The sequence below is a fragment of the Streptomyces sp. NPDC056161 genome (assembly GCF_042268025.1).
In the GTDB taxonomy this organism is placed as follows: domain Bacteria; phylum Actinomycetota; class Actinomycetes; order Streptomycetales; family Streptomycetaceae; genus Streptomyces.
The window spans coordinates 41,738-66,441 of the sequence record NZ_JBHJUV010000024.1 but is presented as its reverse complement, the minus strand read 5'-3'; the positions used below and the strand labels follow the sequence as shown (position 1 = coordinate 66,441).

The following is a 24,704-nucleotide window of genomic DNA, read 5'->3' as shown; positions in this document are numbered from 1 at the left end:
CCGGCGGGCGACCGTCACCGGTGGACGGGACCCGCCAGCTCGACGATGTCGTCGGCGGCCACGTCGTGCAGCCGGATGGCCAGATCCTCCAGGGCCCGGCTCGCGGCCAGTTCGTCGCCGACCTCCGGGATCGGCCGGTCGACCGGATTGCGGCGGGCGATGCCCCGGCCGGTGAGCCGGGACGTGTCGCGGGTGGTCAGCACCGCACGCGCATGCGTGTCGTCGCCCTCCTCGGTGATGTAGATCTGCACGGTCCACTGCTTGGCTTCCACCGTGTCCACCTCCCGTGGCGATCCCCCTCCCTCCCCAGGCTGCGCGCGTCCGCGGGGGCGGTCCAGAGCCGAACGGCCCATTCCGCCCGGCCCTGCCCCTGCCGGGCGGTGGGGCGGGCGACGGCTGGACCACGGTGTCGGGCCCGTCCCGCGTCCGCCTGCGCCCGGGACGGCCCGGGACGGCCCGGGACGACGAGGGCACGCGGCAGGCTCCACCGGTCGTGGCCGTCCAGACCATGGGCGTCCGGCGTACGGCAGGTGCAGTATTTCCCCGTGGGCGTTTCTCCAACACCGAAGGACGCCGGACGACGCCGAAGGACGCCGGACGACGCCGAAGAACGCCGGACGACGCCGAAGAACGCCGAACAGGCTCCCCACCTCCCCTTCCCCGCCCTCGCCGTACCGTCCGGAACGGAGTACACACATGCCCGATCGCCCGCCCGTCACCCTCCAGGACGTCCGGGACGCCGCCGCGCGGATCGCGGGCGCGGCCCACCGCACGCCCGTACTGCGCTCGCGCACCCTGGACCGGCTCGTCGGCGCCGAGATCCATGTGAAGTGCGAGAACTACCAGCGCGTCGGCGCCTTCAAGTTCCGCGGTGCCTACAACGCCGTCTCCCGGCTGCCCCCGGAGCAGCTCGCCAAGGGCGTCGCCGCCTACTCCTCCGGCAATCACGCGCAGGCCGTCGCGCTGGCGGCCCGGGAGCTGGGCACCACCGCGGTGATCGTGATGCCCGAGGACACCCCGCGCTCGAAGATCGAGGCGACCGCCGGCTACGGCGCCGAGATCGTCACCTACGACCGCTACACCGGCGACCGGGTGGCCATCGGTGCGGCGCTGGCCGCCGACCGCGGGCTGGCACTCGTGCCCCCGTACGAGCATCCGCACATCATCGCCGGACAGGGCACCGCGGCCCTCGAACTCATCGAGGAGGTGGGGGAGCTCGACGCCCTGGTGGTGCCGGTCGGGGGCGGCGGGCTGATCGCGGGCAGCGCGGTCGCGGCCACCGGGTTGTTCCCCGGGATCCGGGTCGTCGGCGTCGAACCGGAGGCCGGTGACGACACCAAGCGGTCCCTGGAGGCCGGCCGTCGCGTCGCCATCCCGGTGCCCCGCACCATCGCCGACGGGCAGGCCGCGGAGATCCCGGGCGAACTCACCTTCTCCGTCAACCGGCGTCTGCTGGACGGCATCGTCCTGGTGAGCGACGACCAGATCCGGGAGGGGATGCGGTTCGCCTTCGAACGGATGAAGACCGTCGTCGAACCGAGCGGCGCGAGCGCCCTGGCCGCGCTGCTGGCACACCGGATCGATCCGGTGCCGCGCCGGATCGGCGTCATCGTCTCCGGCGGCAACGTCGGCGCCCAACGCTTCGCGGAACTGCTCCACGGCTGAGGGCCGAGGGCTGAGGGACCGAGGTTTGAGGGCTGACGGCTGCGTGAGCGGCGGGCGGGCCGGACCACGGTCCGGCCCGCCGTCGTCTCAGCAGTCCCGCAGTTCGGGCGACTGGTTGAGGAGCTGCGCGCGCGGCGAGGTGAACCGGGCGTGGGTCGCCCCGCCACGGGCCCCGGGCGGGAAGACCGCGACACGGTGGCAGTTCTGGAACGCGAGGGCGACGCCGAAGTGCCGTTCCAGGCAGCCCCGGATCGCGTCGCTGGACAACGCCCGCAGCAACTGCCCACGCTCCAGCTCTGACGGCGGCGGGGTCTGGTTGTCGGCGAACTCCCGGTCACCAGCGCGCAGTTCGGTGGTCAGACGGGCGATGAGGTCGTAGGCGTACGGCAGGGACGTGCGGACCGTTTCCACGAAGTCCCGCTCCCGCACCTCGCCGTTCTCGGCTTGGGCGAGCAACTGCGGGGAGACGTCGAGCGACATGATGAGGTGTCCTGTCTGTCGGGCTGGTTCGGCATGTGCTGGGTGCTGCCGGGTGGCGTTCCGCGGGGCCGGGCGACACCAGTCGTCGCGGGCAGCGGGCAGCGGGCAGCGGGATGGGGGCTGTGGGTCAGGCGAAGGCGGCCATCGCCGCGGGGCCGTGCCGGAACTCCGGGTCGATCTGGTCGGCCAGGGTGAGGCCGGTGGCGTCGTCGGCCCAGGCGGTGGCGTTGCGCAGATGGAAGTCGACGGCGTGCCGCTGGAAGACCGCCCAGTCCTTGGGCCGGGCGTCGACGGCCGCGCGCATCCGGTCCAGGGCAAGGGTGTTGTGCGGCTCCAGCGCGCCCGCGCCGCGGCCCTGCTCCCGGGCGCGGACGAAGGGCGACAGCTCGCAGTGGGCGAGCAGGTCCTCGCCGACGTGCCGACGCAGGAAGTCCAGGTCGTCCGGGCCCGTGACCTTGTTGCCGACCACGGCGAGCGGAATGCCGAACTCGGCCGCGTGATCACGGTACTGACGCAGCACGGACAGGCTCTTGCGGGTGGGCTCGACCACGACGAACGTGAGGTCGAACCGGGTGAACAGACCGGAGGCGAAGGCGTCCGCGCCCGCCGTCATGTCGATCACGGCGTACTCGCCGGGCTCGTCCACCAGGTGGTTGAGATACAGCTCGACGGCGCCGAGCTTGGAGTGGTAGCAGGCCACTCCGAGGTCGCTCTCGTCGAACGCGCCGGTGGCCATGAGCGGCACCCCGCCCACCACCTGGACATGCCGGGTGTGGATCTCGTCGTCCCCGAGCAGCCGCAGCAGCCGTGAGCCGCGGCCCGGCGGGGTCGTCTTGACCATGGCGTCGCGCGAGGGGATCCGCGGATTCGTGCCCCGCAGGTAGTCCTTGATCTCGCCGGTGCGCGCGCTCAGGGGCGCCGCCGCCAGGCGTTCCTCCTCGTCGAGGCCCAGGGCATGGGCCAGGTGCTGGTTGATGTCGCCGTCGATGGCGACGACCGGCGCGCCGGCGCGCGCCAGATGCCGGGAGAAGAGGGCCGACAGGGTCGTCTTGCCGCTGCCGCCCTTGCCGACGAATGCGACGCGCATGACTAGCCGTTCCTATTGGAAATGGATTTCATGAGCGTAGAGTGGTGGGGGTGCGGAACGGGTGTCAAATCGGTGGTCGGCCAATGGGGGTGCGCACGCACCCGGTTCGGGCGCCCCGGCACGTGTGCGCCGACGGCCGGGGCGCCCCGTCGTCCCGCACGGCGGCGCGAGACGTGACCGGGGGGACGCGCCCGGTGGCCCCGGCGCCCCCGGCGCACCCGGTGTTCCTGGCGGTTCTGGTGACCCCGGAGGTCCCGGAGGAGAGGTCCGGCAGCGGTTCAGTCGCGGCGGGAGACCTCCACGTTCTCCAGGACACCGAGCGCGTCGGGCACCAGCACCGCCGCCGAGAAGTACGTACTGACCAGGTAGGAGATCACCGCCTGCTCGTTGATGCCCATGAAACGGGCGTTGAGACCCGGTTCGATCTCGTCCGGGATCCCGGTCTGGTGAAGGCCGATCACGCCCTGGTCGTCCTCGCCGGTGCGCAGCGCGAGGATCGACGACGTGCGGCTCTCGGTGACCGGGATCTTGCCGCACGGCAGCAGCGGCACCCCGCGCCAGGCCGGCAGGTGGTGGCCGTTCAGATCGATGCTGCCGAAGTACAGGCCCCGCTTGCTGCATTCGCGGCCGAACGCCGCGATGGCCCGGGGATGCGCGAACAGGAAGCGGGTGTCGCGCCGCATGCTCAGCAGCTCGTCCAGGTCGTCCGGGGTCGGCGGACCCGAGTGGGTGGAGATCCGCTGGTCGTGATCGGCGTTGTGGAGCAGCCCGAAGTCGCGGTTGTTGACCAGCTCGTACTCCTGGCGCTCCCGCAACTCGTGGATGACCAGGCGCAGTTGCTCCTCGGTCTGGTTCATCGGGCCGTTGTACAGGTCGGTCACCCGGGAGTGCACCCGCAGGACGGTCTGGGCGACACTCAGCTCGTACTCGCGGGGCGCCACCTCGTAGTCCGCGAACGTGCCCGGGATGTCGGGCTCCCCGGTGTGTCCCGACCGCAGCGCGATCTCGGCCTCACCGCTCGCGTTCACCGGCGGACGGCTGTCCCGCAGGGCCCGCTCGACGTGCGTACGCAGGGCCTCGTGGCGCTCGGCCACCTCCAGGTACGCGGCGTGCGGCAGGGCCAGTACGGTGGTGGCCGTGGCCGCGCGGGCGGTGAACTCCCAGGCGCCGTCCGGCCCGGCGAGCACCTGGCCGCCGAAGGCGTCGCCGTCCGCGAGCAGGGCGACGACCGCCTCCTCGCCGTAGGGGCCCTGCCCGATCTGCTCCACCTTGCCGTGCGCGACCAGGTACACGTGGTCGGCAGGGCGGCCCGCCGTCACGATCACCTGCCCCGCCGCGTACTCGCGCTGCTGGAACCGCGCGGCCAGTGCCTCCAGCGAGCTGCCGTCGGCGAAGCCGCGCAGCAGCGGCAGTTCGCCCAGCTCGGCCGGGATCACCCGGACCTGCGCACCGGTCTTGACGAACGTCAGCCGGCCGTCGCCGAGCACGTACGACAGCCGGCGGTTGACGCGGTACGTGCCGCCCGGGACGTCCACCCACGGCAGCGTGCGGGTCAGCCAGCGCGAGCTGATCCCCTGCATCTGGGGCTCGGACTTCTTCGTCGTCGTGAGGTTGCGGGCCGCGGACGTGCCGAGGCTCTGCTGCTCCCGTGCTCCGGCGGCCGCTTCGGGCACCGGTTCGGTCTCGACCGACATCACGCCTTCTTTCCTGTCGCACCGGACGGCCCACGTGCGTGCCGTCACTCCGTGCCAACAGCTACCCGCGGCCGACGGCCCCGAGGGATGAACTCCGACGGCGGGCGAGGCACACGCCCCCGAGAACTGCATCCGCACCACCCCCCGTGCCACCCACGCTCCCCCGCTCGACGGTTTCCATGGTGGAACGGCCGATACAGGACGTGCTCCGGACCGCAGGGCCGTCGCCGACCGGGCATCCGGTACGGTCCGTCGCTTCGCGGCGTGGTGTGGCCGAGGTGGGGGGCGACCGGGCCGCGCAGGCGCGGTCCCGGGCGGGCCCGGACGAGGATGAGCGGCGCCGACCCCGCCCATCCCCACGGCGATCTCCGAGCGCCGTGAGCAAACGGTAGGCGCACGCGACGACTTCGGCACTCCGCAAAGCGCGGCCGTTGTCCGCGTTCCGCGGTGGGCACCGGCCCCGGCGGCGCGGTGAGGTCGGCCGGAACTTCTCCCCGGGAAAGCGTGCTCCACCCGGTCATGGCGGGAAGATCCCACCGAAGAACCGGGTGAGCGAGAGGGGGGAGCGTCGTGAGGGTCGTCCTGCTGGGCACCGCCGCCGGCGGTGGCTTCCCGCGGTGGAGCTGCGCCTGCGCGCTGTGCGCCGCAGCCCGGGACGGCAAGCTGCCGTCCCGTACCCAGGAGTGCGCCGCGATCACCGGCAACGGACGCGACTGGTGGCTGCTCAACGCCTCACCCGACATACGGACCCAGCTCACCGTCACCCCCGCGCTGTGGCCGGGGGCCCGTCCGCGCGACACCTGGCTGCGGGGGGTACTGCTGACGGACGCCGAGGCCGACCATGTCGGCGGCCTGGCCGCGCTCCGCGGTGCCACGGGCCTCAAGGTGTACGCGACCCCGCCCGTCCACGCCGTCCTCGCACCGGTCCGCGCCGGACTCGACCGCTACGCCCCCTGGGAGTGGGCCGACAGCCTGGCCGACGGCGGCTTCGTACTGGCCGGCGGCCTGGTGGTCACGGCCCATCCGCTGGCCGCGAAGGTCCCGGCATACGTACCGGCCCGTACGGCGGCGGACGCCCCGTGGGTGACGGCGTACCGCGTCGAGGACCTGGTCACCGGCCGGGTCCTGCTGTACGCGCCCCGCGTCGGCGCCTGGAGTCCCGCGCTGGAGAACCTGTGCGCCTCGGCCGACTGCGTCCTTCTGGACGGCACCCACTTCGACGCTTCCGCTCCGGAGGCGGCCGCGCGGGCCGGCGCCGGGCGGGCGGCCACGGGGCACCTCCCGGTGTCGGGTCCGGACGGCAGCCTGGCCGGGCTGGCCCGTCACCCCGGCCGCCGCCGGATCTACACAAACCTGGGCGACACGAACCCCTGCTGGACCCCGACTCACCGGCCCGCGCGCGGATCGCCGCCCAGCAGGTGGAAGTCCTGCCGGACGGGTCCGAGTTCGTGGTCTAGGCGCACACGGTCCGTCGAGCGGGGGGAAGACGGCGCCTGGCACGCCCTCCGGGGCGGAGGAGACGCTCCTGACACCGCGGTGCCGGTGCGCCCCGCCCCTCGTACGAACCTCGGGGACCCGACACCGGGGCCCGGGGCTAACCCGCCGGGGCGGACAGCGTCCGCTCCAGTACCGCCCGTTGCAGCGGCAGCACCTCGGCGTGCAGGTCGCGGCCCTTGCCGGTGAGCGTGACCCACACACCGCGCCGGTCCTCGGCACACACCGAGCGCACCACCAGACCGTCCTTCTCCAGCCGCCCGATCAGCCGGGACAGCGCGCTCTGGCTGAGATGGACGCGTCCGGCCAGGTTCTGCACCCGGCACTGGTCGCCCTCCCGCGGGGACTCCGCGGCCAGGACGTCGAGCACCTCGAAGTCGCTCGCGCCCAGGCCGTGAGGGTGCAGGACCCGGTCGATCTCGCACATCGTGCGCGCGTGCACCGACAGGATGTCCCGCCAGCGATCCTCCAGCCCTGCCTCGGCCGCTTTGACTGCCATATCCGCACGGTAACACCGATCAGGCGAATTGTTGAGTATGCAACTAGTGTCACTGATGCACCTCACGCAACCGGCGAGCACGGGGCCGGTGAACACGGGGCCAGTGAACACACTGCCGACGTACACAGCCGATCGTGGCATTCCGGCATTCCGGCATTCCGGCGTCCCGGCACTCCACGTCGATGCGTCTGCTGCTTCCGCTGCCTGTGCCGCTTGTGCTGCTTGTGCTGCCTCCGCGCTCATTCGCCGCGCAGCACCTCCGCGACGCTCAGCCGAGCCGCCCGCCGGGCCGGTACGGCCGCGCCGAGCACCGCGATGACGACCCCGGCGAAGGCCAGGGCGGTCAGCGCCGGAGCCCGCCAGACGTCCGTCATGTCCGCGGGGAGCGCGAGGTCCACGGCGTCCGCCATCCGCGGCACCACCACGTCGTAGCCCGCCATGCCCAGCGGGATCCCGAGCAGCGAACCGATCGCCCCCAGCACCGCCATGGAGGTCACCGTCATCACCGTGACCTGCCGGGGCGTCATGCCGATCGACTTGAGCATGCCGAGGTCGCGGCGCCGGTCGTGGGTGTTGAGGACGACGGTGTTGAAGACACCGAGAGAGGCGACCACGGCGAGCATCAGCGTCAGCCCGGCGGCGGAGCCGACGATGGTGTCGGTGACGCTGTTCGAGCCGTTCGGCACCGGGTCGATACCGGGATCGGCGGCCCGCGCCGCACGGACGTAGGCGGCCGGATCGGCGCCGTCGCGCAACTTGACGTGGTAGGCGATGGGCTTCTCGGCCGGGGCCAGGGCCGTCATGGTCCGCCAGCCCGCGGTGACCAGCCGCGCGTCGTCCATCATGAACTCGCCGACGACGGCCACCTCCTCCTGGCGTTCCCCTTTCCGCAGCCGCAGCCGGTCCCCGACGCGCAGTCCGTTCTGACGCAGGAAGGCCGAGCCCGCCACGACCTCCCCGGTCTTCCGCATCCACCGGCCCTCGGTGAGCACGCCGTCGAGCGCCGTGTCCCCCCGACGGCCCTCCAGCATGACCTTCCGGGACGATCCGGCGATCACCACGTCCAGGTCGCCCCGGGCCGTCACGCGGCTCGCGCCCGGCAACGAGGCCAGCAGCGCCTGGAGGTCGCGATCGGCGTGCACCGGCTGGACCTCCTGGCCGTTGCGGAACTTGCTCGCGTACACGGTGACGTCGTACGCGTCCCGGCCCGCGTTCCCGAACCGGGTCATCGTCGTGGCCAGCCCGGTCGCGAAGGTCACCGTGGCCACACCCAGGACCACGGCCGCGAGGGTGAGGGCGCTGCGCCCGGGACGCGTGAACGGCAGCCCCGCCCCGAGGCTCACCGACCGGGGCAGCCGGGTGCCCGCCAGGCGCCGTTGCAGGCCCAGCGCGCGGCCCGCCCGCGGAGCGCTGCCCGCGCTGATCGCCCGCGCCGCCGACAGCCCGCGGGCCCGCAGCGCCGGGGCGAGCGCGGCGATGACGCAGACGAGCGGCAGGCCGGCCAGGGCCAGCACGTTCACCCACGGCGCGACCCCGACCTCGTCGTGGAACACACCCGCGTCCGGCCCGGTGAACACGAACTGGAAGAAGGGGCGTGCCAGCAGGTTCCCGGCGATCGCGCCCAGCACACAGCCCGCCAGCGCGGGTACGGAGACCATCACGAGGTACACCGCCAGCACCTGCCCCGGGGTGAAGCCCAGCGCCTTGAGGATGCCGATGTGCCGGAAGCCGGAGAGCACGGCGCCGCCGACCACATGGGCGACGATCAGCACCGCCACCACGAGACCCAGGACGCCGAAGGTCATCAGGTACGGCGCGTACGCCCTGGCCGAGCGGCCGATCCGGTGCTTGAGGGTGAGGTACGACTGCGATCCGGTCAGCGCGCCGTCGGGCAGGCGGTCGGTCACCGTGGCCAGTTCGGCGCGGAGCCGGTCCTCGGACGACGCGTCCCGGAAGCGGAACAGCATCTGGGTGGCGGTCGGGCGCAGCGCCGGCATCTGGGCGGGGGCGACCCAGGCGTCCGCCGTGCCGCTGAGGTCGAAGGCGAACCCCACGATGGTCAGGGCCGGGCCGGACGGCACCCGCAGCGTCCTGCCCAGGTCGTCCGCGGTCCAGTCCGAGCGCCGGTTGACCACCACCTCGCCCGGCCGGACGGCCCAGCGCCCCGCCCACAGGTCCACCGTGTCCACCGGCCCGTCCGGTCCGGGCCGTCCCACGACGGTGAGTTCGCCGCCGAGTCCGAAGCTGTCGTGGCCGCGCGGCAGGCTGACCGTCGCCAGTGTGAACGGGCCGGCCGCCGTGACCCCCGGCCGCCGCGCCGCGTCGGCCAGCCGGACGTTTGAGACCTTCGCCGGGTCGAAGGCGGCGACGACATGCGGTCCGCGCTGCTGGTCGAAGGCCCGGTCGAACGGGGCGGACGCCGCGTCCAGCAGGCCGAGCGCGACCACGGTCGCGCCGGTCGACACCAGCGTGACCAGACCGATCAGCAGGGTCTGGAGCCTGCGCCTGCGTACGGCCGCGCGGGCGGCCCGCCACACCGCCCTCATGCGGAAGGCTCCAAGGCGTGCTCGCCGGTCACCCGGCCGTCGGCGAGCAGCACCAGCCGGCTCGCGCAGCGTCGTGCCAGCCGTTCGTCATGGGTGACCAGCACCAGGGTCTGCCCGATCTGGTTGAGGTCGATCAGCAGGTCCATCACCTGCTCGCCCGCCGCGCTGTCCAGGGCGCCGGTCGGCTCGTCGGCCAGCAGCAGCGCCGGGCGGTTCATCAACGACCGGGCCACGGCGACCCGTTGCCGCTCACCGCCGCTGAGCACCGCCGGGTAGGCGTTGCGGCGGTCCGCGATGCCCAGTTCCTCGAACAGCTCCAGGGCGCGGCGGCGGGCCTGCCTGGCCGGGGTGCCGGTCAACTGGGCGGCCAGGGCGACGTTGTCGAGCGCCGACAGGTCGTCGACGAGGTTGAAGAACTGGAAGATCATGCCGATGCGGCGCCGCCGGTACAGGGCGAGGCCCTTCTCGCCCAACTCCCCGACGTTCTCGCCGTGTACGAGGACCGAGCCGTCCGAAGGGCGGTCAAGACCGGCAATCATGTTGAGCAGGGTGGACTTGCCGCACCCCGACGGCCCCATCACCGCGACCGCCTCCCCGGACCGTATCCGCAGCGACACACCGTCCAGGGCGACCGTCTCGCCGTACTCCTTGCGCACGCCGTCGAGCCGTACGACGGCTTCTCCCGTTTCCACCTCAGTGACCATGGACAAGGACGGTAGGGCTGCCTCGGCGGCACGGGCATCCGTCCCCGGACGGCAACCTGCCGGGGTGTCATACCGCAGATGCAGCCCGCTGCATCCACAGGCCGATGCGGATGTCCGAGCCGTCTGCGAAAGTGGGCGCATGGGGGAACGGGACGTGTGGGCGACGGCGCTGGGGGTGGCGTGCGCGGCCGTGGTGTGGCTGGCGGTGACGCTGGTGCGCACCCGGCGCCGCTGGCAGGCTGCCGTCGGGGAGCGCGGCTGGCTGCTGGAGCGGGAGCGGGAGAGCGCCGCACACGCCGCCGTCGCGGCCGAACGCGACCGGATCGCCCGCGAGTTGCACGACATCGTCAGCCACAACGTCAGCCTCATGGTCGTCCAGGCCGGCGCCGCCCGCGAGGTGCTGGGCACGATGCCGGACGAGGCCGCCACCGCTCTCGGGGCCGTGGAGGACGCGGGCCGTGGCGCGATGACCGATCTGCGGCACCTGCTGGGCCTGCTCGCACCCTCGCAGGACGGCACCGACGGCGCGGTCGGCGCGGACGACGGCCTGGAACCGACCGGCTGGCACGGACCGGAGACGGTGCCGGGCCCACAGCCCGGACTGGACCGGCTGGGCCCGCTGGTGGACCGGATATCGTTCGCCGGTCTGCCCGTCGAGGTGCGGATATCCGGCGACCCGCGCCCGCTGCCGCAGGGCATCGAGGCCACCGCCTACCGCATCGTCCAGGAGGCGTTGACCAACGCGCTCCGGCACGGCGACGGCGGCAAGGCGGAGGTGACCGTGCGGTACGCGGACCATGCTCTGCGGGTGGAGGTCCTCAACACCGGACCGAGCGTGCTGACCGGCTCGACACCCGCCCACCCGGCGCCGCCGCGGCGCCGGGACGGCACCGGACGCGGCCTGCTCGGACTGCGCGAGCGGGTCGCGGTGTACGGCGGAGACCTGGACGCCCGCCGTCGACTGGGCGGGGGTTACCGGGTCCGGGCCCGCATCCCCCTGGACCGCCCATGACGTCGGTGGCTCGTTCCGGGGGACCTCCCGAGACGTATTCTCCGGCCGGGGCGGAGAGGCCACCTGGAGTGCGTCCCGCGCGGGCGGGAGACCCGGTCGTCCCCGCGGCCGGGCTGCCGTCGGTGCCGCGGGTGCTCGTCGCCGACGACCAGACCCTGATCAGGACCGGCTTCCGGCTGATCCTCACCGCACGGGGCATCGAGGTGGTGGGGGAGGCCGCGGACGGGGCGGAGGCCGTGGCCGCGGCCCGTGACCTGCGGCCGGACGTGGTGCTGATGGACATCCGGATGCCGGTCATGGACGGTCTGGAGGCGACCCGGCGGATCCTGGGGCAGGTGCCGGGCTGCCGGGTGCTGATCCTGACCACCTTCGATCTGGACCGGTACGTGTACACGGCCCTGTCGCTCGGGGCCAGCGGCTTCCTGCTGAAGGACGTCACCCCGGCGCACCTGGCGGCGGCCGTGCGCCTGGTCGACACGGGTGACGCCCTGCTGGCGCCGTCCATCACCCGGCGGCTGGTGGAGCGCTACGCCGCGGAGAGCGGCCGGTCGCCCGACGTGCACGCCGACCTCGCCGCCCTGACGCCGCGCGAGCGGGAGGTGCTGACCCTGATGGGCCACGGCCGGTCCAACACGGAGCTGGCGGCCGAGCTGACGTTGAGCGAAGCCACGGTCAAGTCCCATGTGGCCCGGATCTTCGCCAAGCTGGGCCTGCGCGACCGTGCCCAGGCCGTCGTCCTCGCCTATGAGACGGGCCTGGTCAGACCGGGCGAACGGTGAACGAGCCGGCCGGCCCGCCCGCCGATTCCCCGGCCGGTGCCGTTACCCCGGTGTGGGTCGGATGTCAAGGCTTGATCTTCGCCGCAGGCGGGTTCAGATTGGCAAGCGCTTTCTGGAACGCATTGCCCACCACGCAGCGTCAAGGGGGACGCCATGCGCAGCACCATGTCCGCCGGACCCGCGCACGCCGAGGCGGCCCAACGGCCGCTGTTCTCCGGCAAGTACCAGCACCTGTGGGTCTTCCTGCTGTTCGGCTGGCTGGTGAGCTACGCGGACCGCTCGGTCACCGGCCCCGTCGTGGCCTGGATGATCGAGAACAAGGCCGGTCTGATCGGCGGTGCCTCGCATCCGGCCACCCTCGGTGGCTTGATCGGCTCGATGTTCTTCACCGGCTATGTGCTCACCCAGTACGCGGGCGGACGCCTGGGCGACCGTTTCGGCCGACGCGAGATGCTCGTCCTCTCCCTGCTGTGGGCGGGTCTGCTCACACTCGTCTCCGGACTGGTGAGCGGCCTGATCGCCTTCGTCGTCGCCAGGGTCCTGACCGGGCTCGGCGAAGGCGTCTTCTACTCCAACGACCGCGTGCTGGTGATCGCCACCACGCCCGAGAAGCGCCGCACCCTGGGCCTGGGCGTGGTGCTGTCCGGTCTGTCGATCGGTCTGACGGCGGCCGTGCTGGCCACCCCGCACCTGCTCGACTGGGGCACCGGATCGCTGGGCCTGGGCAAGGACGCCTGGCGGGTGCCGCTGTTCGTCTTCGGTCTCGCCTCCCTGGTGGTCGCCTGTGCCACCTGGCTGTTCTTCCGCGCCCGCGGTGACCGCCCGCTGCGCCTGCTGCGGCCGGCGCTCCACCTGCTCGGCTATGCGCTGCCCGCTGCGGCCGCGATCACCGGGCTGTTCCTGCTCGCGGACGGCTTCGGCTGGCCCGACTGGCTCACGGCCATCGGTTCCGGCGTCCTCGCCGCGGCCGTGATCGCGTACGTGGTGCGCGGCATCGCCCGCCGGGGCCTTGCCCGCGAGGTGCTCAACGGCAATGTGTGGCTGATCTACCTGTCGTTCATCGCGGTGATGTGGAACCTGTGGTTCTTCTCGTTCTGGTCGGTGCAGATCGTCGCCCAGGCGGCGCACAGCACGCTCACCGCCTCCGCGCTGACCGCCGCGTTCAACGCCGGCGCCGGCATCATCGGCTTCCCGGTGGGCGGCTGGATCGCCGACCGGCGGGCCAGGCGGGGCAAGGGGCGCAAGCCGCTGGCCATCGTCTGCGCGAGCGTGCACACGGTGCTGGCCGTGGCGTTCGGGTTCAGCATCGCGGCGGGGCGGCCGTCCATGCTGCTGCTCGGCCTGATCCTGTTCGTCTCCGGGTTGTTCTTCAACGCGCTCCAGCCGATCGTGCACAGCATCCTCGGCGACCTGGCCGGAGAGGAACGGCGCGGTGAGGTGTTCGGCGTGTTCAACCTGGTGGCCGAGGTCGGCGCGGTGGCCAGCCCGGTCGTCGGCGGCGTGCTGTACGACGCCACGGGCAGCTGGGCGCCGGGTGTGTTCACCGCGGCCGGGGTGATGGCCGTCGCCGTCGTCCTCTACGCCTTCCTGCGCGAGCGCATCCCGGCCGCCGAGGCGTAGGCGCTCCGCCCTCGCGGCGCCGCGAGGGCGGCGGCCGTATCCCCGGTTGTGGCCGCGTACCCCTTGCGGTCTGCCGCTGCCCCCGTCGCCGTGCCCGGCGGCGCACGGTCTCCTCCTCGACCGCCGGGTGCGCTCGGCGCGTACCGCTCCTCGTACGGGGCCGGACCGGTGGGCGCGGTCGGCCCGGGACGAGGGCACCGCACGGCCTTCGGCCGCACGGCCGTTGGGTCCCGGACAAGGGCCGACGAGTCCCGGACGCGGCCGGGCCGGCTGCGGGACAGTGGGAGGCCGGGGCACGAGGGCGGCCCCGGTGGAGGTGACGAGGTGCTGAGGACTCCCGCGGGCAGGACGCGCCTGGAGATCCTCGCTTGGCTGAAGGACCCGGCTGCCCACTTTCCGCGTGGGCGCCGCGTGGATCCGGCCGTGGACGGCGTCCCGGCGCGGGCCGTCGCCGCCAGGCTCGGCGTGACCCGCCGCGTCGCCGAGAACCATCTCCGTCTCCTGGCCCGGACCGGCCTGCTGCGCACCAAGCGGATCCGGCACCGCACTTATTACCGACGTGACGAGGCCCGCATCGCCGAGGTGTCCCGACTGTTCGAGGAGGGCTGGTAGCCGGGCGGACACGCCGACCGGCCATGGCCGATCGGGGCGGTGCGCCGGCCCGGCCAACCTCAACGACAGTGCAAACTCGAACAATACGGGCATAAAAGGTAAGAAATTGTTGTGAGTCCGCCAGTGCCGCCGCGCCGAAGGGGCCGGTGCGGCGCCCGGCCGTCCGGACCGACCGTACGGTGTGGTCGGGGTGTGACCCGGTTCCTCCTCGTTCTTCCTCCGGTGTCCTCGCGGGCACGCGCCGGGTTCCCCGGTCCGGGGCCGTCGGCGGTCGCGGCCGTCGTCCGGGCGCCGGTACCTGCGGGCTGTCCGGGCGTAGTAAGACTGTCTACAGCACTGTCGACCAACTCCTCAGAACTGGATCCCATGAGCGCCATCTCCGTCGGTCAGGCCGCCGTCCTCGGAGTCGTCGAGGGGGTGACCGAGTTCCTCCCCGTGTCCTCCACCGGCCACCTCAAGATCACCGAGGGGCTCATGAACATCCCGGTCGACGACCAGTCGGTCGTCGGGTTCTCCGCCGTCATCCAGGTCGGCGCCATCGCCGCCGTGCTCGTGTACTTCTTCAAGGACATCGTGCGGATCGTCTCCGCCTGGGGCCGCGGCCTGCGCAACCGTGAGGAGCGGGTGCACCACGACTACAAGTTCGCCTGGTGGGTCATCTACTCGACCATCCCGATCGTCATCGTGGGCCTGGCCGCCAAGCCGCTGATCGACGGCGCGCTCGGCTCGCTGTGGGTGGTCGCCGGCTCGCTGATCGTCGGCAGCGGCGTCATGTGGGCCGCCGACCAGATGGGCCGGCACAAACGCGGCGAGGACGACACCTCCTTCAAGGACGCGATGCTGGTCGGCTGCTCGCAGATCCTCGCCCTGCTCTTTCCCGGCTTCTCCCGCTCCGGCGCCACCATGTCCACCGCGCTCATCCTCGACCTGGACCGGGTCGCCGCCACCCGGCTGTCCTTCTTCCTCGGCATCCCGGCCCTGACCGGCGCCGGCCTCTACGAGCTGAAGGACGCCCTGGGCGCGGGCGTGGGCGCCGCCCCCCTCGCGGTCGGCACGCTGGTCTCCTTCGTCGTCGCCTACGCCTCCATCGCCTGGCTGCTGAAGTTCGTCGCCCGGCACTCCTTCAACGCCTTCGTGATCTACCGGATCGTCATCGGCGTGGTGCTGTTCGGGCTGCTCGGCGCGGGAGCGCTGAACGGCTGACACCCACGGCGCGGACGGGGGCGTGAAGCCGGTACTGCGGGCTCCACGCCCTTCGCTGCGCTCGCCCGGCCGGTCTTGACACCGTCCACCGCTCACCCGGAACATCGCTCCGTGAACCTGTCGGACAGCCGGACCGATGGTCCGGGCCCGCGGCGTGCCGGCGCGACGGAAGCGGCCCCCGGCCACCTCCGCGGTGCCGTCGAGCGCTGCGTCATCGAGCGCGCCGCCCGTGCGACAGGCGACAGGCTGCTCTCGGCGGCGGAGCCGTGCCGCAGGCTCGACGCCTCCCGGCCCGTGCTCCGCACGGACCCGCGGGCACCGCGGACGACGGGCCTGACGGTCACCCGGACCGCCAAGGGCACCTTCGTCGTCGGGGCGTGAGCGTGCGGAACCCCGAAGGCGCGGCACACCGCTCGCCCCCCGGACCGCCGACGGCCCCGCTCCTGCGGACCGTACTCGTGACGCCGGCCTTCCCCGCCGCCGTCCCCGGTCCTCACGTACGCCGACGGCGGCGGCGCCGCACGCACCACAGTGCCGTGCCCGTCGCCGGCCGTCGCAGCGCCGGCGGGCGGGCCGGTGCCCCGGCCGCTCTGGCGCGTCACCCACCGGAACCGGCGTGCGAACCCTGTGCCGGTCCCTCCCGACTCACCCATGAGCAGGTAGTGATGGACAGCAGCTCTCCCGCGGACGCGCCCGTCGTCCGCGCCCCCCTCCACGCCCCCGTCGCCCACCTCGTACGCGGCGGGGTGATCGAGGGCGTCCACCACGGTTCCGTCGTCGTGCTCGGCGCCGACGGCGAGGCCGCGTTCCGACTCGGCGACACCGAGGCCGCGTTCTACCCGCGCTCGGCCCTCAAACCCGTCCAGGCCGTGGCCATGGTGCGGGCCGGGCTGCCGCTCGACGGCGACCTGCTGTCGCTCGCCGCCGCCAGCCACTCCGGCGAGGAGTGCCATCTCGCCGGGGTCCGGCGGATCCTCGACCTGGCCGGCCTGGGCGAGGAGGACCTGCGCAACGTGCCCGACATGCCGTTCGACCCCGCCGTGCGCGACGCCTGGGTCCGTGCGGGCCGCGGGCCCTCGCGGCTCGCCCAGAACTGTTCCGGCAAGCACGCGGCGATGCTCAGCACCGCCCGGCTCAACGGCTGGTCCCTGACGGACTGTCTCGACCCGGCCCACCCGCTCCAGCGGGCGATCGCCGAGACCGTCGAGGACCTCACCGGGCAGCGTGTCGCCCGGGTCACGGTGGACGGCTGCGGCGCCCCGCTCTTCGCCGTCTCCCTGCACGGCCTGGCCCGTGCCGTCGCCCGGATCGTCACCGCCGCACCCGGCACGCCCGAGGCGCGCGTCGCCGACGCGCTGCGCGCGCACCCCGAGATGGCGTCCGGGGCCGACCGGGACGTGGCCGCGCTGATGCGGGCCGTGCCCGGTCTGCTCGCCAAGGACGGGTTCGAGGGGGTCGAGGCCGCCGCGCTGCCCGACGGACGCGCGATCGCCGTCAAGATCGCCGACGGCGCGTCCCGGGCCCGGATCCCGGTCGCCGCGGCCGCGCTGGCCCGCGCCGGGGTCGACCCCGCGCTGCTCACCGAGTTCGCGGGCGAGTCACTGCTCGGCGGCGGAGAGCCGGTCGGCTGCATACGCCCGGTGCCCCCGCTCGATCCCCGCCCGGTGACCGCCTGCGCCTGACCCGTGGTGCCGTGACCGGCGGCCCTCGGCTCCCACCCCGCTCACCGGGCGGTCCGGGTGCGGACCGGCGTGCGCCGTGCAGGCTGGTTACACGCCGGTCACGAGCAGGTCTCTCGCCGGTGAGTGGCGCGTCGCCTTCCGGCCACCCGGCGTTGACACGCTTGCCGAGTGTTGGCCATGGCTTTCCCCGTCGATCTCCGCCGCTGCCAGATGCTCGGTCTGGCCGGTACCGCCTTCCTCGCGCTGGGCGGTGAGAGCGCCGGGGCCTTGCCGGTCCAAGAACTCCTGGCGCCCTCGTCGCCCCGGGCGGCCCTCGGCCTGGTCGGGGTGTACTTCGGCGTCGTCCTGCTGATCGCGGCCTGGGCGCTGCTCGGCCGCGTCGTGCGCGGCCCCGAGCCCCCGACGCCACGCGCCCTGCTGCTGGTCCTCGCCGTCTGGGCGAGCCCGCTGCTGCTCGCGCCGCCGCTGTTCAGCCGGGACGTGTACAGCTACCTCGCCCAGGGCGCCATGGTCGACGCGCACCTGGACGTGTACACGCACGGACCCGCACAGCTCGGCGGCCCGCTCGCCGACGAGGTCGCCCCGGTGTGGCAGCACACCGCGGCCCCCTACGGACCGGCCTTCCTGGGCGTCGCCGCGGCCCTGTCGGGTCTCACCCGCGGCGAACTCCCGGCCGGGCTCGTCGGGATGCGGCTCGTCGCCCTGCTCGGCGTCGCCCTGATGGCAGCCGCGCTGCCCCGGCTGGCCCGGCACAGCGGCGCCGACCCGGCCGCAGCCCTCTGGCTCGGCGCGCTCAACCCGCTGGTCCTGCTGCACCTGGTCGCGGGCGCGCACAACGACGCGATCATGCTCGGGCTGCTCGGCGTCGGCCTGGTCGCGGCGCTCGGTCGGTGGGCCGCCCTGGGAGCCGTACTGGTCACACTGGCCGCCCTGGTCAAGGCGCCCGCCGCGCTGGGCCTCCTCGCCGTGGTGGTGCTCCAGGTGCGCGCGGGCCGCGGCCCGCTGCGCGCCCTGCTGACGACGGCGATGGCGGCGGGCGCCACCACGGTTGCCGCGACGGCCGTGGCCGGTACCGGATACGGCTGGATAGGCGCCCTGGACACCCCGGTCTCCTCGCACAACTGGGCGCTCACCAGCCTGCTGGGCCGGGTCACCGGGGCGCTGCTCGAACACCTCGGCAGCGGCCTGGCCCCCCTCGCCGTCCCCGCCTGGCACGCGCTCGGTCTCGCCGTCACCGCCGTCGCCGTCCTCGTCATATGGCTGCGGCAGCGCCCCGAACCCGTGTACGCGCTCGGGCTCAGCCTCGCGGTCGTGGCCGCCTTCGGCCCGGCGATCCGCCCCTGGTACGCCCTGTGGGGCCTGTTCCTGATCGCCGCCGCCGCGCCCAGCACGTCGATACGGCACCGGGTGGCCGCCGTCACGGCCGCGCTCGCCCTGGCCGTGCTGCCCAGCGGTGACCCCGCCGACACCGGACAACTGGTGCTCGCCGTCTCCGGCGGTGTGCTGGCCGTGGTCGTGCTGTGGCAGGCCCACCAGGCCGCGCAGGCCCCGGCGCTGGGCCGGGCCGCATGAGGGCACCGCGTACGGAACGGGGCCGGCTGCTCCTCGTTCTGGTCCTCGTCGCCGCCGTGACCGCGTTCACGGCCACCGTCCCGCTGATGCGCGACTTCTTCGACCTGCGGGTGTACTACGGCGCCGTCGACACCTGGATGCACCACGGCGGCCGGCTCTACGACTACCGGGTCCCGGGCACACCGTACGGCTTCACCTACCCGCCGTTCGCGGCGGTCGCCATGCTGCCGATGGCCCTGATCGGACTGCACCTGGCCATGGCGGTGTCCCTGCTGTTCAACCTGGCCGCGCTGGCCCTGGTGCTGCGTCTGCTGGCCGGGTCGCGGTGGCGCCGCCACGGCTGGTACGGCTGGTCGCTCGCCGCGTGCGTGCTCGCGCTGTTCGAGCCGTTGCGCGACACCTTCAGTTTCGGCCAGGTCAACCTGCTGCTGCTGGCGCTGGTCCTGGTCGACGCCAAGCTGCTGGCGACGGGGCGGAGCCGCTGGGCGGGCGTGGGGACGGGCCTGGCCGCCGCCATCAAGCTGACGCCCGTCGTCTTCATCGGCCTGCTGCTGCTCGCCCGCCGCTGGCGGGCCGCGGCCTGCGCCTCGGCCGTCGCCCTGGGCGCCACCGCCCTCGCCGCCGGGGTGGACCCGCGGGCCTCGCGTTTCTACTGGACCGTGGCGCTGTGGGACACGAACCGGGTGGGGCACCTCGACTACGTGTCGAACCAGTCGCTCCAGGGCGTGCTGGCCCGGCTCGGCGAGACCGGCCGTCCGCTGTGGGCGGCGGCGGTGCTGCTGGTGCTGTGCCTGTGGGCATGGCGGACGCGCCGGGCGGTGGTGGCCGGGGACTGGACGGGCGCCTTCGCACTGACCGGCCTGCTGGCCTGTCTGATCAGCCCGATCACCTGGGTGCACCATCTGGTCTGGCTGCTGCCGTCCTTCGCGGTGCTGCTCCGCGCCGGGCACCCGCGGATCGCGGGTGCCCTGTACGCGGTGCTGTGCACCAGCGTGGTGTGGCTGTGGTTCGACGACGCGTCCGGCGTGGACGGGTTCCTCGGCAGCAACATCTACACCTGGATCACGCTCGGTCTGCTGATCGGTCTGCCGGTCGGTCAGCCCCGGGCCGCCCGCCCGTTCTTCTTGGCCCGCAGCGCCAGTGCCACGGCCCCCGCGCCCAGACCCGCCACGCCCGCGATGACACCGAACTCCGACCAGCCGGAATCGCCGTCGGGCACGGACGCGGCGACCGGCGCGGCGGACGGGGTCCGGGACGGGGCCGCGGTCGGCCGGGGCTTGTCCACCAGCGCGTCCAGCGAGCCGACCGGATCGACGTGTCCGCCGGCGGCGAAACCCCAGTCGAGCAGCGCGCGCGCCTCCTCGTAGACGGTCAGCCCGTCGTCCTCCTGGGGGTTGAGCACCGTCACGACGAGAGTGTGGCCGCCCTGGCGGGCGGCGGCCACGAGCGTGTTCCCGGCGTCGCTGGTGTAGCCGTTCTTGACGCCGATCAGACCCGGGTACCGTGCCACGCCGTCCGCGCCGGTCAGCAGCCGGTTGGTGTTCTCGATCCCGTACGACCCGCCCTCGCCGGGGAAGGCGGCGTCGACGGTGGAGCAGTAGCGGGCGAAGTCGGGGTTGCGCAGCCCGGCCCGGCCGAAGACGGCGAGGTCGAACGCCGAGGACACCTGGCCGGGCGCGTCGTAGCCGTCGGGCGAGATGACATGGGTGTCGCGGGCCCCCAGGGCGCGCGCCTTGGTCTGCATCCGGGCGACCGTGGTGTCCCAGCCGCCGTCCAGCGAGGCCAGTACGTGTACGGCGTCGTTGCCCGAGCTGAGGAAGACGCCTCGCCACAGGTCGGCCACCTCGTAGGTCAGGCCCTCCTTGACCCCGACGAGGCTGCTGCCGGGTCCGATGTCCGCCAGTTCCTGCCCGCTCACCGTGTGCTGGACGCTGCCGGGCACGACCGGGAGCACGGTGAGGGCGAACAGCGTCTTCAGGGTGCTGGCGGGCGGCAGCTCGCGGTGTGCGTCGTGCGCGGCCAGCACCTCGCCGCTCTCGGCGTCGGCGACCAGCCAGGACAGCGCCGTGACGTCGGGCACCTCGGGTGCCCCGGAGCGCGGCCTGACCTGGATGCCGGAGCCGAAGAGGACCGCGGGCTGCGGCACCGCGGCCCGCGCCGGGCCCGGCGAAGGGGCGACGGTCCGCGGGTGGGCGATGGCCGCGGGGGGCGTGAGGGCCAGCACGCCCGCCACGCACAGGGCGCAGGTCGACACGGCCATCCGAGACGAAGATCCGATTTTCATATGAGCAACGTAGGAACGGAGGTGTCGTGCTCCGCGCTGCCAGGGCCGCACGGCGTTCGGGAGCAACCCGGATGCCCCACACGAGTCCCCCCGAGCCTGTCGCCCCGGCACCCGGGGACGCCGTCCGCCGCGGCGGACGTCGCCGGACCGTGTCCGCCTCCGGCGCCGCGGTGCCGCTGACGGCGCGTCGCTCCCGGAGGCATGTCGTGTGTGGTGGGGCATGGCGCCCGGTCGTGTCCGGCCCGGCTGCGTACCGTACCGGCGGTGTGCCCCGTCCGGCGGTATACCGCGCCGCGCAAGGCGCATCGTCCGGCGGCGTGCCGCGCCCACTGGCGGCGGCGACGTGCGATCTGGCCGCTGACGGACGTGACGGCCGCTGGTGCGGCGACCGATGACGCGGCCACTGACGGACGTGGCGGCCGGACGTGGCGGCCGGGCGGTGCGGCAGTCGGTGGTGTGGCGGCCGGTGGTTCAGCCGGGCGGCAGGGTCGGCTGGACGCGGCGCAGAAACGTCGCGTTGTCGGGGGTCTCCCGCATCCGTTGCAGCAGGGTCTCCACGTTCGCCGGCCCGCCGTCCCTGCTCCACAGGGCTCGGCGCAGGCCCCGTACGGTCGTCAACTCGGCCGGGGGCAACAGCAGTTCCTCGCGGCGCGTACCTGATGCGGTGAGGTCGACGGCGGGGAAGACGCGGCGCGCGGCGAGTTGCCGGTCGAGGCGCAGCTCCATGTTGCCCGTGCTCTTGAGCTCCTCGAAGAAGAAGTCGTCGGCCCGGGAGCCGGTCTCCACCAGCGCGGTGGCGAGGATCGTGAGCGAGCCGCCCCCCTCGGCCTGGCGGGCGGCGCCGAAGAATCGCTTGGGTCCGAGCAGCGCCGCCGCGTCGACGCCGCCGCTGAGGGTGCGGCCGCTGGTGCTCGCTGCGTTGTTGTGGGCCCGGCACAGCCGGGTCAGCGAGTCGAGGAGGACGACGACGTCCGCGCCGTCCTCGACCTGCCGCTTGGCCCGTTCGATCACGAGTTCGGCCAGCGCGATGTGCTGTTTGGGCGTCCGGTCGAAGGTCGAGGCGTACACCTCGCCGCGCACGGAGCGCCGCATCTCGGTGACTTCCTCGGGGCGCTCGTCGAGCAGCACCACCATGAGACGGCACTCCGGGTGGTTGCCGGCGACGGCGGCCGCGAGTTGCTGGAGCAGCACGGTCTTGCCGGTCTTCGGCGGGGCGACGAGGAGCCCGCGCTGGCCCTTGCCGACGGGGGTGAACAGGTCGACGACGCGGCCGGCCGCCCCGGACGCCGGGTGCTCCAGCCTCAGTCGCCGGTGCGGGTGCAGGGGAGTGAGGTCGTGGAAGTGGGGTCGGGTGCGCGGTTCTCCGGGTGTCCGGCCGTTGACGCGTTCGATCGCGGTCAGCGCGCGCTGCGGTCCGCGGACGCCTTCGACGAGGTCGCCCTTGCGCAGGCCGTACCGGCGGACGAGCGCGGGCGGGACCTGAGGGTCGGACGGCGCGGGCAGGCAGTTCTCCGCCCGTAGCTGCCCCTTCCCGTGTGCGTCGACGTCGAGGACACCGACGACCTGCCGGTCGTCCGGAGCCTGTGCCTGCGCAGGGGGGTGTTCGAGTGTGGTGGTCATGAAGGGTGGTCCTTTCGCGGACACGGGTCCTGGTGTCAGGCGGGTGAGGGGAGGGGGAGGGGCCGCGAGGGGCGGGCGCACGAGAGCGCCGCGGCGGCGGACGACACCTCGGTACGGGCAGGGCGTCAGCGACTGCCGACAAGGTGCTGTGGAAAACCGACGTACCGGCCGGAGAACGGCCGTGATGACGGTGACCTGAGGGAAAGAAGCACCGGCGCCCTCGACGGGGCGTGGACAAGTGCTGCTTGCACTGTACCACTCGTGGCGGAACCCTGGCGGCGGCCCGCGCCAAAAGGGTTGACCGGAGGCGCACGGTGGGCCGCCGGAGGGGAACGCTACGCGCCGCCCGCGACATCGCCCCGGTAGGCGCGGCAGTCGACGCTCGGCCGTCGAGCGCACCTCCTGCCCAGCACAACGCATCGGCGGCCTCCTGTGTTCCCCCGACCGTCCGCGCACCGGTGCGCAAGTCCCCGCGGCTGGGCAGAATCGGGTCCGCTCCACCGGGCCCGATGGACCTTCGTGCACCGTCCCCGGCTCGTCCCCCGCGCCACGCCCGATCCACCCCCCCCGTCCCGAGGAGTTCAGCCATGAACAGGACGTCCGCGGAACCGCATCGTATGGACCCCGCGGGCGGCTGCCCGCACGCGGCCAACGCCCGGCTGCTGGCCCGCGGAGCCGTCGCTCCGGTCGTGCTGCCGGGGGAGGTCGAGGCGATGGCGGTCCTCGGGCACGACACGCTCAGGGAGTTCCTCACCCATCCCGATGTGGCCAAGGGCGCCCGGCACTTCACCGCGCTGGTCGAGGGGCGGATCCCCGCGGGGTGGCCGCCGGCGACCTTCGCGACCGTGCGGGGCATGACGACCGCCGACGGGGACGACCACCGTCGGCTGCGCGCTCTGGTGAGCAGGGCCTTCACACCCCGGCGCGTCGCCGGACTGCGGCCCCGCGTCGAGGAGTTGACCGTGGCCCTGCTCGACGACCTGGTCCGGGCCGCCGCGGCGGACGACGGAGTCGTCGATCTGCGGCGGCATTTCGCGCTGCCGCTCCCGCTGGGCGTCATCAGCGAGTTGCTGGGCGTGGACACGCGCCACCGGGACCGGCTGCACCACCTGTGCAACCAGGTCGTCGCCACCGGCATCACCCCCGCGGAGGCGGTCGCCGCCCACCGCGAACTCGTCGCCGTCCTCGGCGAGATCGCCGCGGCCCCCGGCGACGATCTCACCAGCGCTCTGATCGCCGCCCGTGACGACGACGGCGACCGGCTCGACGCGCAGGAACTGATCGGCACGCTCGTCCTGATGATCATCGCCGGGCACGAGACCACGCTGAACCTGATCACGAACGCCGTACGGGCGCTCGTGGCGCACCGGGACCAGCTCGACCTCGTCCGGGCGGGCGGGGCGAGCTGGGACGACGTGGTGGACGAGACGCTGCGCTGGGACGCGCCCGTGAGCTTTTTTCCGTTCCGCTACCCCGTACGGGACCTGACGCTGGACGGCACCGTCATCCCGCGGGGCACCCCGGTGCCGGCCGGCTATTCCGCCGCCGGCCGCGATCCCGCCGGGTACGGGCCGGACGCCGACCGGTTCGACGTCACCCGGGCCGGGCGTCCCGGTGCCGTACGGAATCTGTCCCTCGGGCACGGCGCCCACTACTGCCTGGGCGCCCCGCTGGCCCGGCTGGAGGCCACCGTGGCGCTGGAGCGGCTGTTCGGCCGCTTCCGCGGGCTCGACCTCGCCATGGCGGAGGACGCCCTTCCGCGGCATGCCGGTTTCGTCGGCAACAGCGTCGGGACGCTGCCGGTGCGGCTGGGCGTCTGAACCGGTGACGGGCAAAGGCGACGGCGATTTCCGGCGTCCGCCGGATCAGATCGCGCTCAGACCTTCAGCCGGACCCCGTTCAGATCGCGCTCAGACCTTCAGCCGGACCCCGTTCAGACCCCGCTCAGACCTTCAGCCGGACCCCGTTCGGACCCCCGCTCACACCTGGATCAGACCCCGCTCCGACCCTGCTCAGATCTTGATCAGACTCCGATCAGACCTCGATCGGACCCCGCTGTTTCCGCTACTTGGCACTCAGGAGATGGCACCAAGGGGGGAAACAGCGGCGCCGTCGCCCGTCGTGGCAAGGGTGGTTCCGGTCCGCTGACTA

20 protein-coding genes and 1 pseudogene are annotated in these 24,704 nt (G+C 73.4%); 12 read left to right on the top strand and 9 right to left on the bottom strand.

Annotation, left to right across the window (positions count from 1 at the left end):
* Window positions 1–14 precede the first annotated feature (14 nt).
* Complete coding sequence (locus ACFC09_RS22935) at window positions 15–281, bottom strand: DUF1876 domain-containing protein (RefSeq protein WP_376531288.1); 267 nt, start codon at window positions 279–281, stop codon at window positions 15–17.
* A gap of 415 nt (window positions 282–696) precedes the next feature.
* Between ACFC09_RS22935 and ACFC09_RS22930 the strand changes: the two genes are divergently transcribed.
* Window positions 697–1,665, top strand: coding sequence for a pyridoxal-phosphate dependent enzyme (locus ACFC09_RS22930; RefSeq protein ID WP_376531286.1), 969 nt, complete (start codon window positions 697–699; stop codon window positions 1,663–1,665).
* Between the two features lie 87 nt (window positions 1,666–1,752).
* On the opposite strand, the gene ACFC09_RS22925 is transcribed toward ACFC09_RS22930, so the two are convergent.
* The 3 genes from ACFC09_RS22925 to ACFC09_RS22915 form a co-directional block, all read right to left on the bottom strand.
* Window positions 1,753–2,145 carry an SCO5389 family protein gene (locus ACFC09_RS22925; RefSeq protein ID WP_376531283.1) on the bottom strand — a complete coding sequence of 131 codons (393 nt, stop codon included), beginning with the start codon at window positions 2,143–2,145 and terminating at the stop codon, window positions 1,753–1,755.
* 127 nt (window positions 2,146–2,272) lie between these two features.
* Entirely contained in the window at window positions 2,273–3,232 is a 960-nt protein-coding gene (locus tag ACFC09_RS22920) for an adenylyl-sulfate kinase (RefSeq protein WP_376531280.1), read from the bottom strand.
* A 278-nt stretch (window positions 3,233–3,510) separates the two neighbouring features.
* Window positions 3,511–4,926: a family 2B encapsulin nanocompartment shell protein gene (locus ACFC09_RS22915; protein ID WP_376531277.1), complete on the bottom strand. Its 1,416-nt coding sequence runs from the start codon at window positions 4,924–4,926 to the stop codon at window positions 3,511–3,513.
* Between the two features lie 570 nt (window positions 4,927–5,496).
* On the opposite strand from ACFC09_RS22915, the gene pqqB reads away from it, so the two are divergent.
* Entirely contained in the window at window positions 5,497–6,609 is a 1,113-nt protein-coding gene (gene pqqB / locus ACFC09_RS22910; RefSeq protein ID WP_376531274.1) for a pyrroloquinoline quinone biosynthesis protein PqqB, read from the top strand.
* On the opposite strand, the gene ACFC09_RS22905 is transcribed toward pqqB, so the two are convergent.
* The 3 genes from ACFC09_RS22905 to ACFC09_RS22895 form a co-directional block, all read right to left on the bottom strand.
* A complete protein-coding gene (locus ACFC09_RS22905) occupies window positions 6,521–6,919 on the bottom strand; it encodes a MarR family winged helix-turn-helix transcriptional regulator (protein ID WP_376531271.1) in 399 nt (132 codons plus the stop codon). The two genes, pqqB and ACFC09_RS22905, sit on opposite strands and share 89 nt — an antisense overlap.
* 239 nt (window positions 6,920–7,158) lie before the next feature.
* Window positions 7,159–9,465 carry an FtsX-like permease family protein gene (locus ACFC09_RS22900; protein WP_376531269.1) on the bottom strand — a complete coding sequence of 769 codons (2,307 nt, stop codon included), beginning with the start codon at window positions 9,463–9,465 and terminating at the stop codon, window positions 7,159–7,161.
* Window positions 9,462–10,169, bottom strand: coding sequence for an ABC transporter ATP-binding protein (locus ACFC09_RS22895; protein WP_376531266.1), 708 nt, complete (start codon window positions 10,167–10,169; stop codon window positions 9,462–9,464). Before ACFC09_RS22895 ends, ACFC09_RS22900 begins: the two co-directional genes overlap by 4 nt.
* 139 nt (window positions 10,170–10,308) lie before the next feature.
* Between ACFC09_RS22895 and ACFC09_RS22890 the strand changes: the two genes are divergently transcribed.
* From ACFC09_RS22890 to ACFC09_RS22850, 9 genes are all read left to right on the top strand, one after another.
* Window positions 10,309–11,181, top strand: coding sequence for a sensor histidine kinase (locus ACFC09_RS22890; protein ID WP_376531263.1), 873 nt, complete (start codon window positions 10,309–10,311; stop codon window positions 11,179–11,181).
* Window positions 11,182–11,294: 113 nt separating this feature from the next.
* Window positions 11,295–11,960: a response regulator gene (locus tag ACFC09_RS22885; RefSeq protein ID WP_376531459.1), complete on the top strand. Its 666-nt coding sequence runs from the start codon at window positions 11,295–11,297 to the stop codon at window positions 11,958–11,960.
* Between the two features lie 153 nt (window positions 11,961–12,113).
* Complete coding sequence (locus ACFC09_RS22880; RefSeq protein ID WP_376531261.1) at window positions 12,114–13,580, top strand: MFS transporter; 1,467 nt, start codon at window positions 12,114–12,116, stop codon at window positions 13,578–13,580.
* Window positions 13,581–13,904: 324 nt separating this feature from the next.
* On the top strand, window positions 13,905–14,192 hold the full coding sequence (locus ACFC09_RS22875) for an ArsR family transcriptional regulator (RefSeq protein ID WP_376531259.1): 288 nt from the start codon (window positions 13,905–13,907) through the stop codon (window positions 14,190–14,192).
* A gap of 366 nt (window positions 14,193–14,558) precedes the next feature.
* Window positions 14,559–15,395 carry an undecaprenyl-diphosphate phosphatase gene (locus ACFC09_RS22870; protein ID WP_376531257.1) on the top strand — a complete coding sequence of 279 codons (837 nt, stop codon included), beginning with the start codon at window positions 14,559–14,561 and terminating at the stop codon, window positions 15,393–15,395.
* A 111-nt stretch (window positions 15,396–15,506) separates the two neighbouring features.
* Complete coding sequence (locus ACFC09_RS22865) at window positions 15,507–15,776, top strand: hypothetical protein (protein ID WP_376531255.1); 270 nt, start codon at window positions 15,507–15,509, stop codon at window positions 15,774–15,776.
* A gap of 284 nt (window positions 15,777–16,060) precedes the next feature.
* On the top strand, window positions 16,061–17,077 hold the full coding sequence (locus tag ACFC09_RS22860; RefSeq protein WP_376531253.1) for an asparaginase: 1,017 nt from the start codon (window positions 16,061–16,063) through the stop codon (window positions 17,075–17,077).
* Window positions 17,078–17,254: 177 nt separating this feature from the next.
* The gene (gene mptB, locus ACFC09_RS22855; protein WP_376531251.1) at window positions 17,255–18,649 is read left to right on the top strand and encodes a polyprenol phosphomannose-dependent alpha 1,6 mannosyltransferase MptB; all 1,395 of its coding nucleotides are present in this window, start codon (window positions 17,255–17,257) and stop codon (window positions 18,647–18,649) included.
* Window positions 18,646–20,016, top strand: coding sequence for a glycosyltransferase 87 family protein (locus tag ACFC09_RS22850; RefSeq protein ID WP_376531249.1), 1,371 nt, complete (start codon window positions 18,646–18,648; stop codon window positions 20,014–20,016). The genes mptB and ACFC09_RS22850 overlap by 4 nt, the downstream gene beginning before the upstream one ends.
* A gap of 83 nt (window positions 20,017–20,099) precedes the next feature.
* On the opposite strand, the pseudogene ACFC09_RS22845 reads toward ACFC09_RS22850, so the two are convergent.
* Window positions 20,100–20,909, bottom strand: a pseudogene (locus ACFC09_RS22845) (D-alanyl-D-alanine carboxypeptidase family protein); the annotation flags it as partial.
* A 495-nt stretch (window positions 20,910–21,404) separates the two neighbouring features.
* The gene (rho, locus tag ACFC09_RS22840; protein WP_376531247.1) at window positions 21,405–22,553 is read right to left on the bottom strand and encodes a transcription termination factor Rho; all 1,149 of its coding nucleotides are present in this window, start codon (window positions 22,551–22,553) and stop codon (window positions 21,405–21,407) included.
* Window positions 22,554–23,140: 587 nt separating this feature from the next.
* Between rho and ACFC09_RS22835 the strand changes: the two genes are divergently transcribed.
* Window positions 23,141–24,373: a cytochrome P450 gene (locus ACFC09_RS22835; protein WP_376531245.1), complete on the top strand. Its 1,233-nt coding sequence runs from the start codon at window positions 23,141–23,143 to the stop codon at window positions 24,371–24,373.
* The last annotated feature ends 331 nt before the right edge of the window (window positions 24,374–24,704 follow it).

Coding starts and splice junctions, on each gene's coding strand:
- mptB (WP_376531251.1), top strand. CDS start 17,255: ATGGCTTTCCCCGTCGATCTCCGCCGCTGCCAGATGCTCGGTCTGGCC.
- ACFC09_RS22890 (WP_376531263.1), top strand. CDS start 10,309: ATGGGGGAACGGGACGTGTGGGCGACGGCGCTGGGGGTGGCGTGCGCG.
- ACFC09_RS22920 (WP_376531280.1), bottom strand. CDS start 3,232: ATGCGCGTCGCATTCGTCGGCAAGGGCGGCAGCGGCAAGACGACCCTG.
- ACFC09_RS22860 (WP_376531253.1), top strand. CDS start 16,061: ATGGACAGCAGCTCTCCCGCGGACGCGCCCGTCGTCCGCGCCCCCCTC.
- ACFC09_RS22900 (WP_376531269.1), bottom strand. CDS start 9,465: ATGAGGGCGGTGTGGCGGGCCGCCCGCGCGGCCGTACGCAGGCGCAGG.
- ACFC09_RS22895 (WP_376531266.1), bottom strand. CDS start 10,169: ATGGTCACTGAGGTGGAAACGGGAGAAGCCGTCGTACGGCTCGACGGC.
- ACFC09_RS22880 (WP_376531261.1), top strand. CDS start 12,114: ATGCGCAGCACCATGTCCGCCGGACCCGCGCACGCCGAGGCGGCCCAA.
- ACFC09_RS22850 (WP_376531249.1), top strand. CDS start 18,646: ATGAGGGCACCGCGTACGGAACGGGGCCGGCTGCTCCTCGTTCTGGTC.
- ACFC09_RS22905 (WP_376531271.1), bottom strand. CDS start 6,919: ATGGCAGTCAAAGCGGCCGAGGCAGGGCTGGAGGATCGCTGGCGGGAC.
- ACFC09_RS22870 (WP_376531257.1), top strand. CDS start 14,559: ATGAGCGCCATCTCCGTCGGTCAGGCCGCCGTCCTCGGAGTCGTCGAG.
- ACFC09_RS22930 (WP_376531286.1), top strand. CDS start 697: ATGCCCGATCGCCCGCCCGTCACCCTCCAGGACGTCCGGGACGCCGCC.
- rho (WP_376531247.1), bottom strand. CDS start 22,553: ATGACCACCACACTCGAACACCCCCCTGCGCAGGCACAGGCTCCGGAC.
- ACFC09_RS22915 (WP_376531277.1), bottom strand. CDS start 4,926: ATGTCGGTCGAGACCGAACCGGTGCCCGAAGCGGCCGCCGGAGCACGG.
- ACFC09_RS22835 (WP_376531245.1), top strand. CDS start 23,141: ATGAACAGGACGTCCGCGGAACCGCATCGTATGGACCCCGCGGGCGGC.
- ACFC09_RS22925 (WP_376531283.1), bottom strand. CDS start 2,145: ATGTCGCTCGACGTCTCCCCGCAGTTGCTCGCCCAAGCCGAGAACGGC.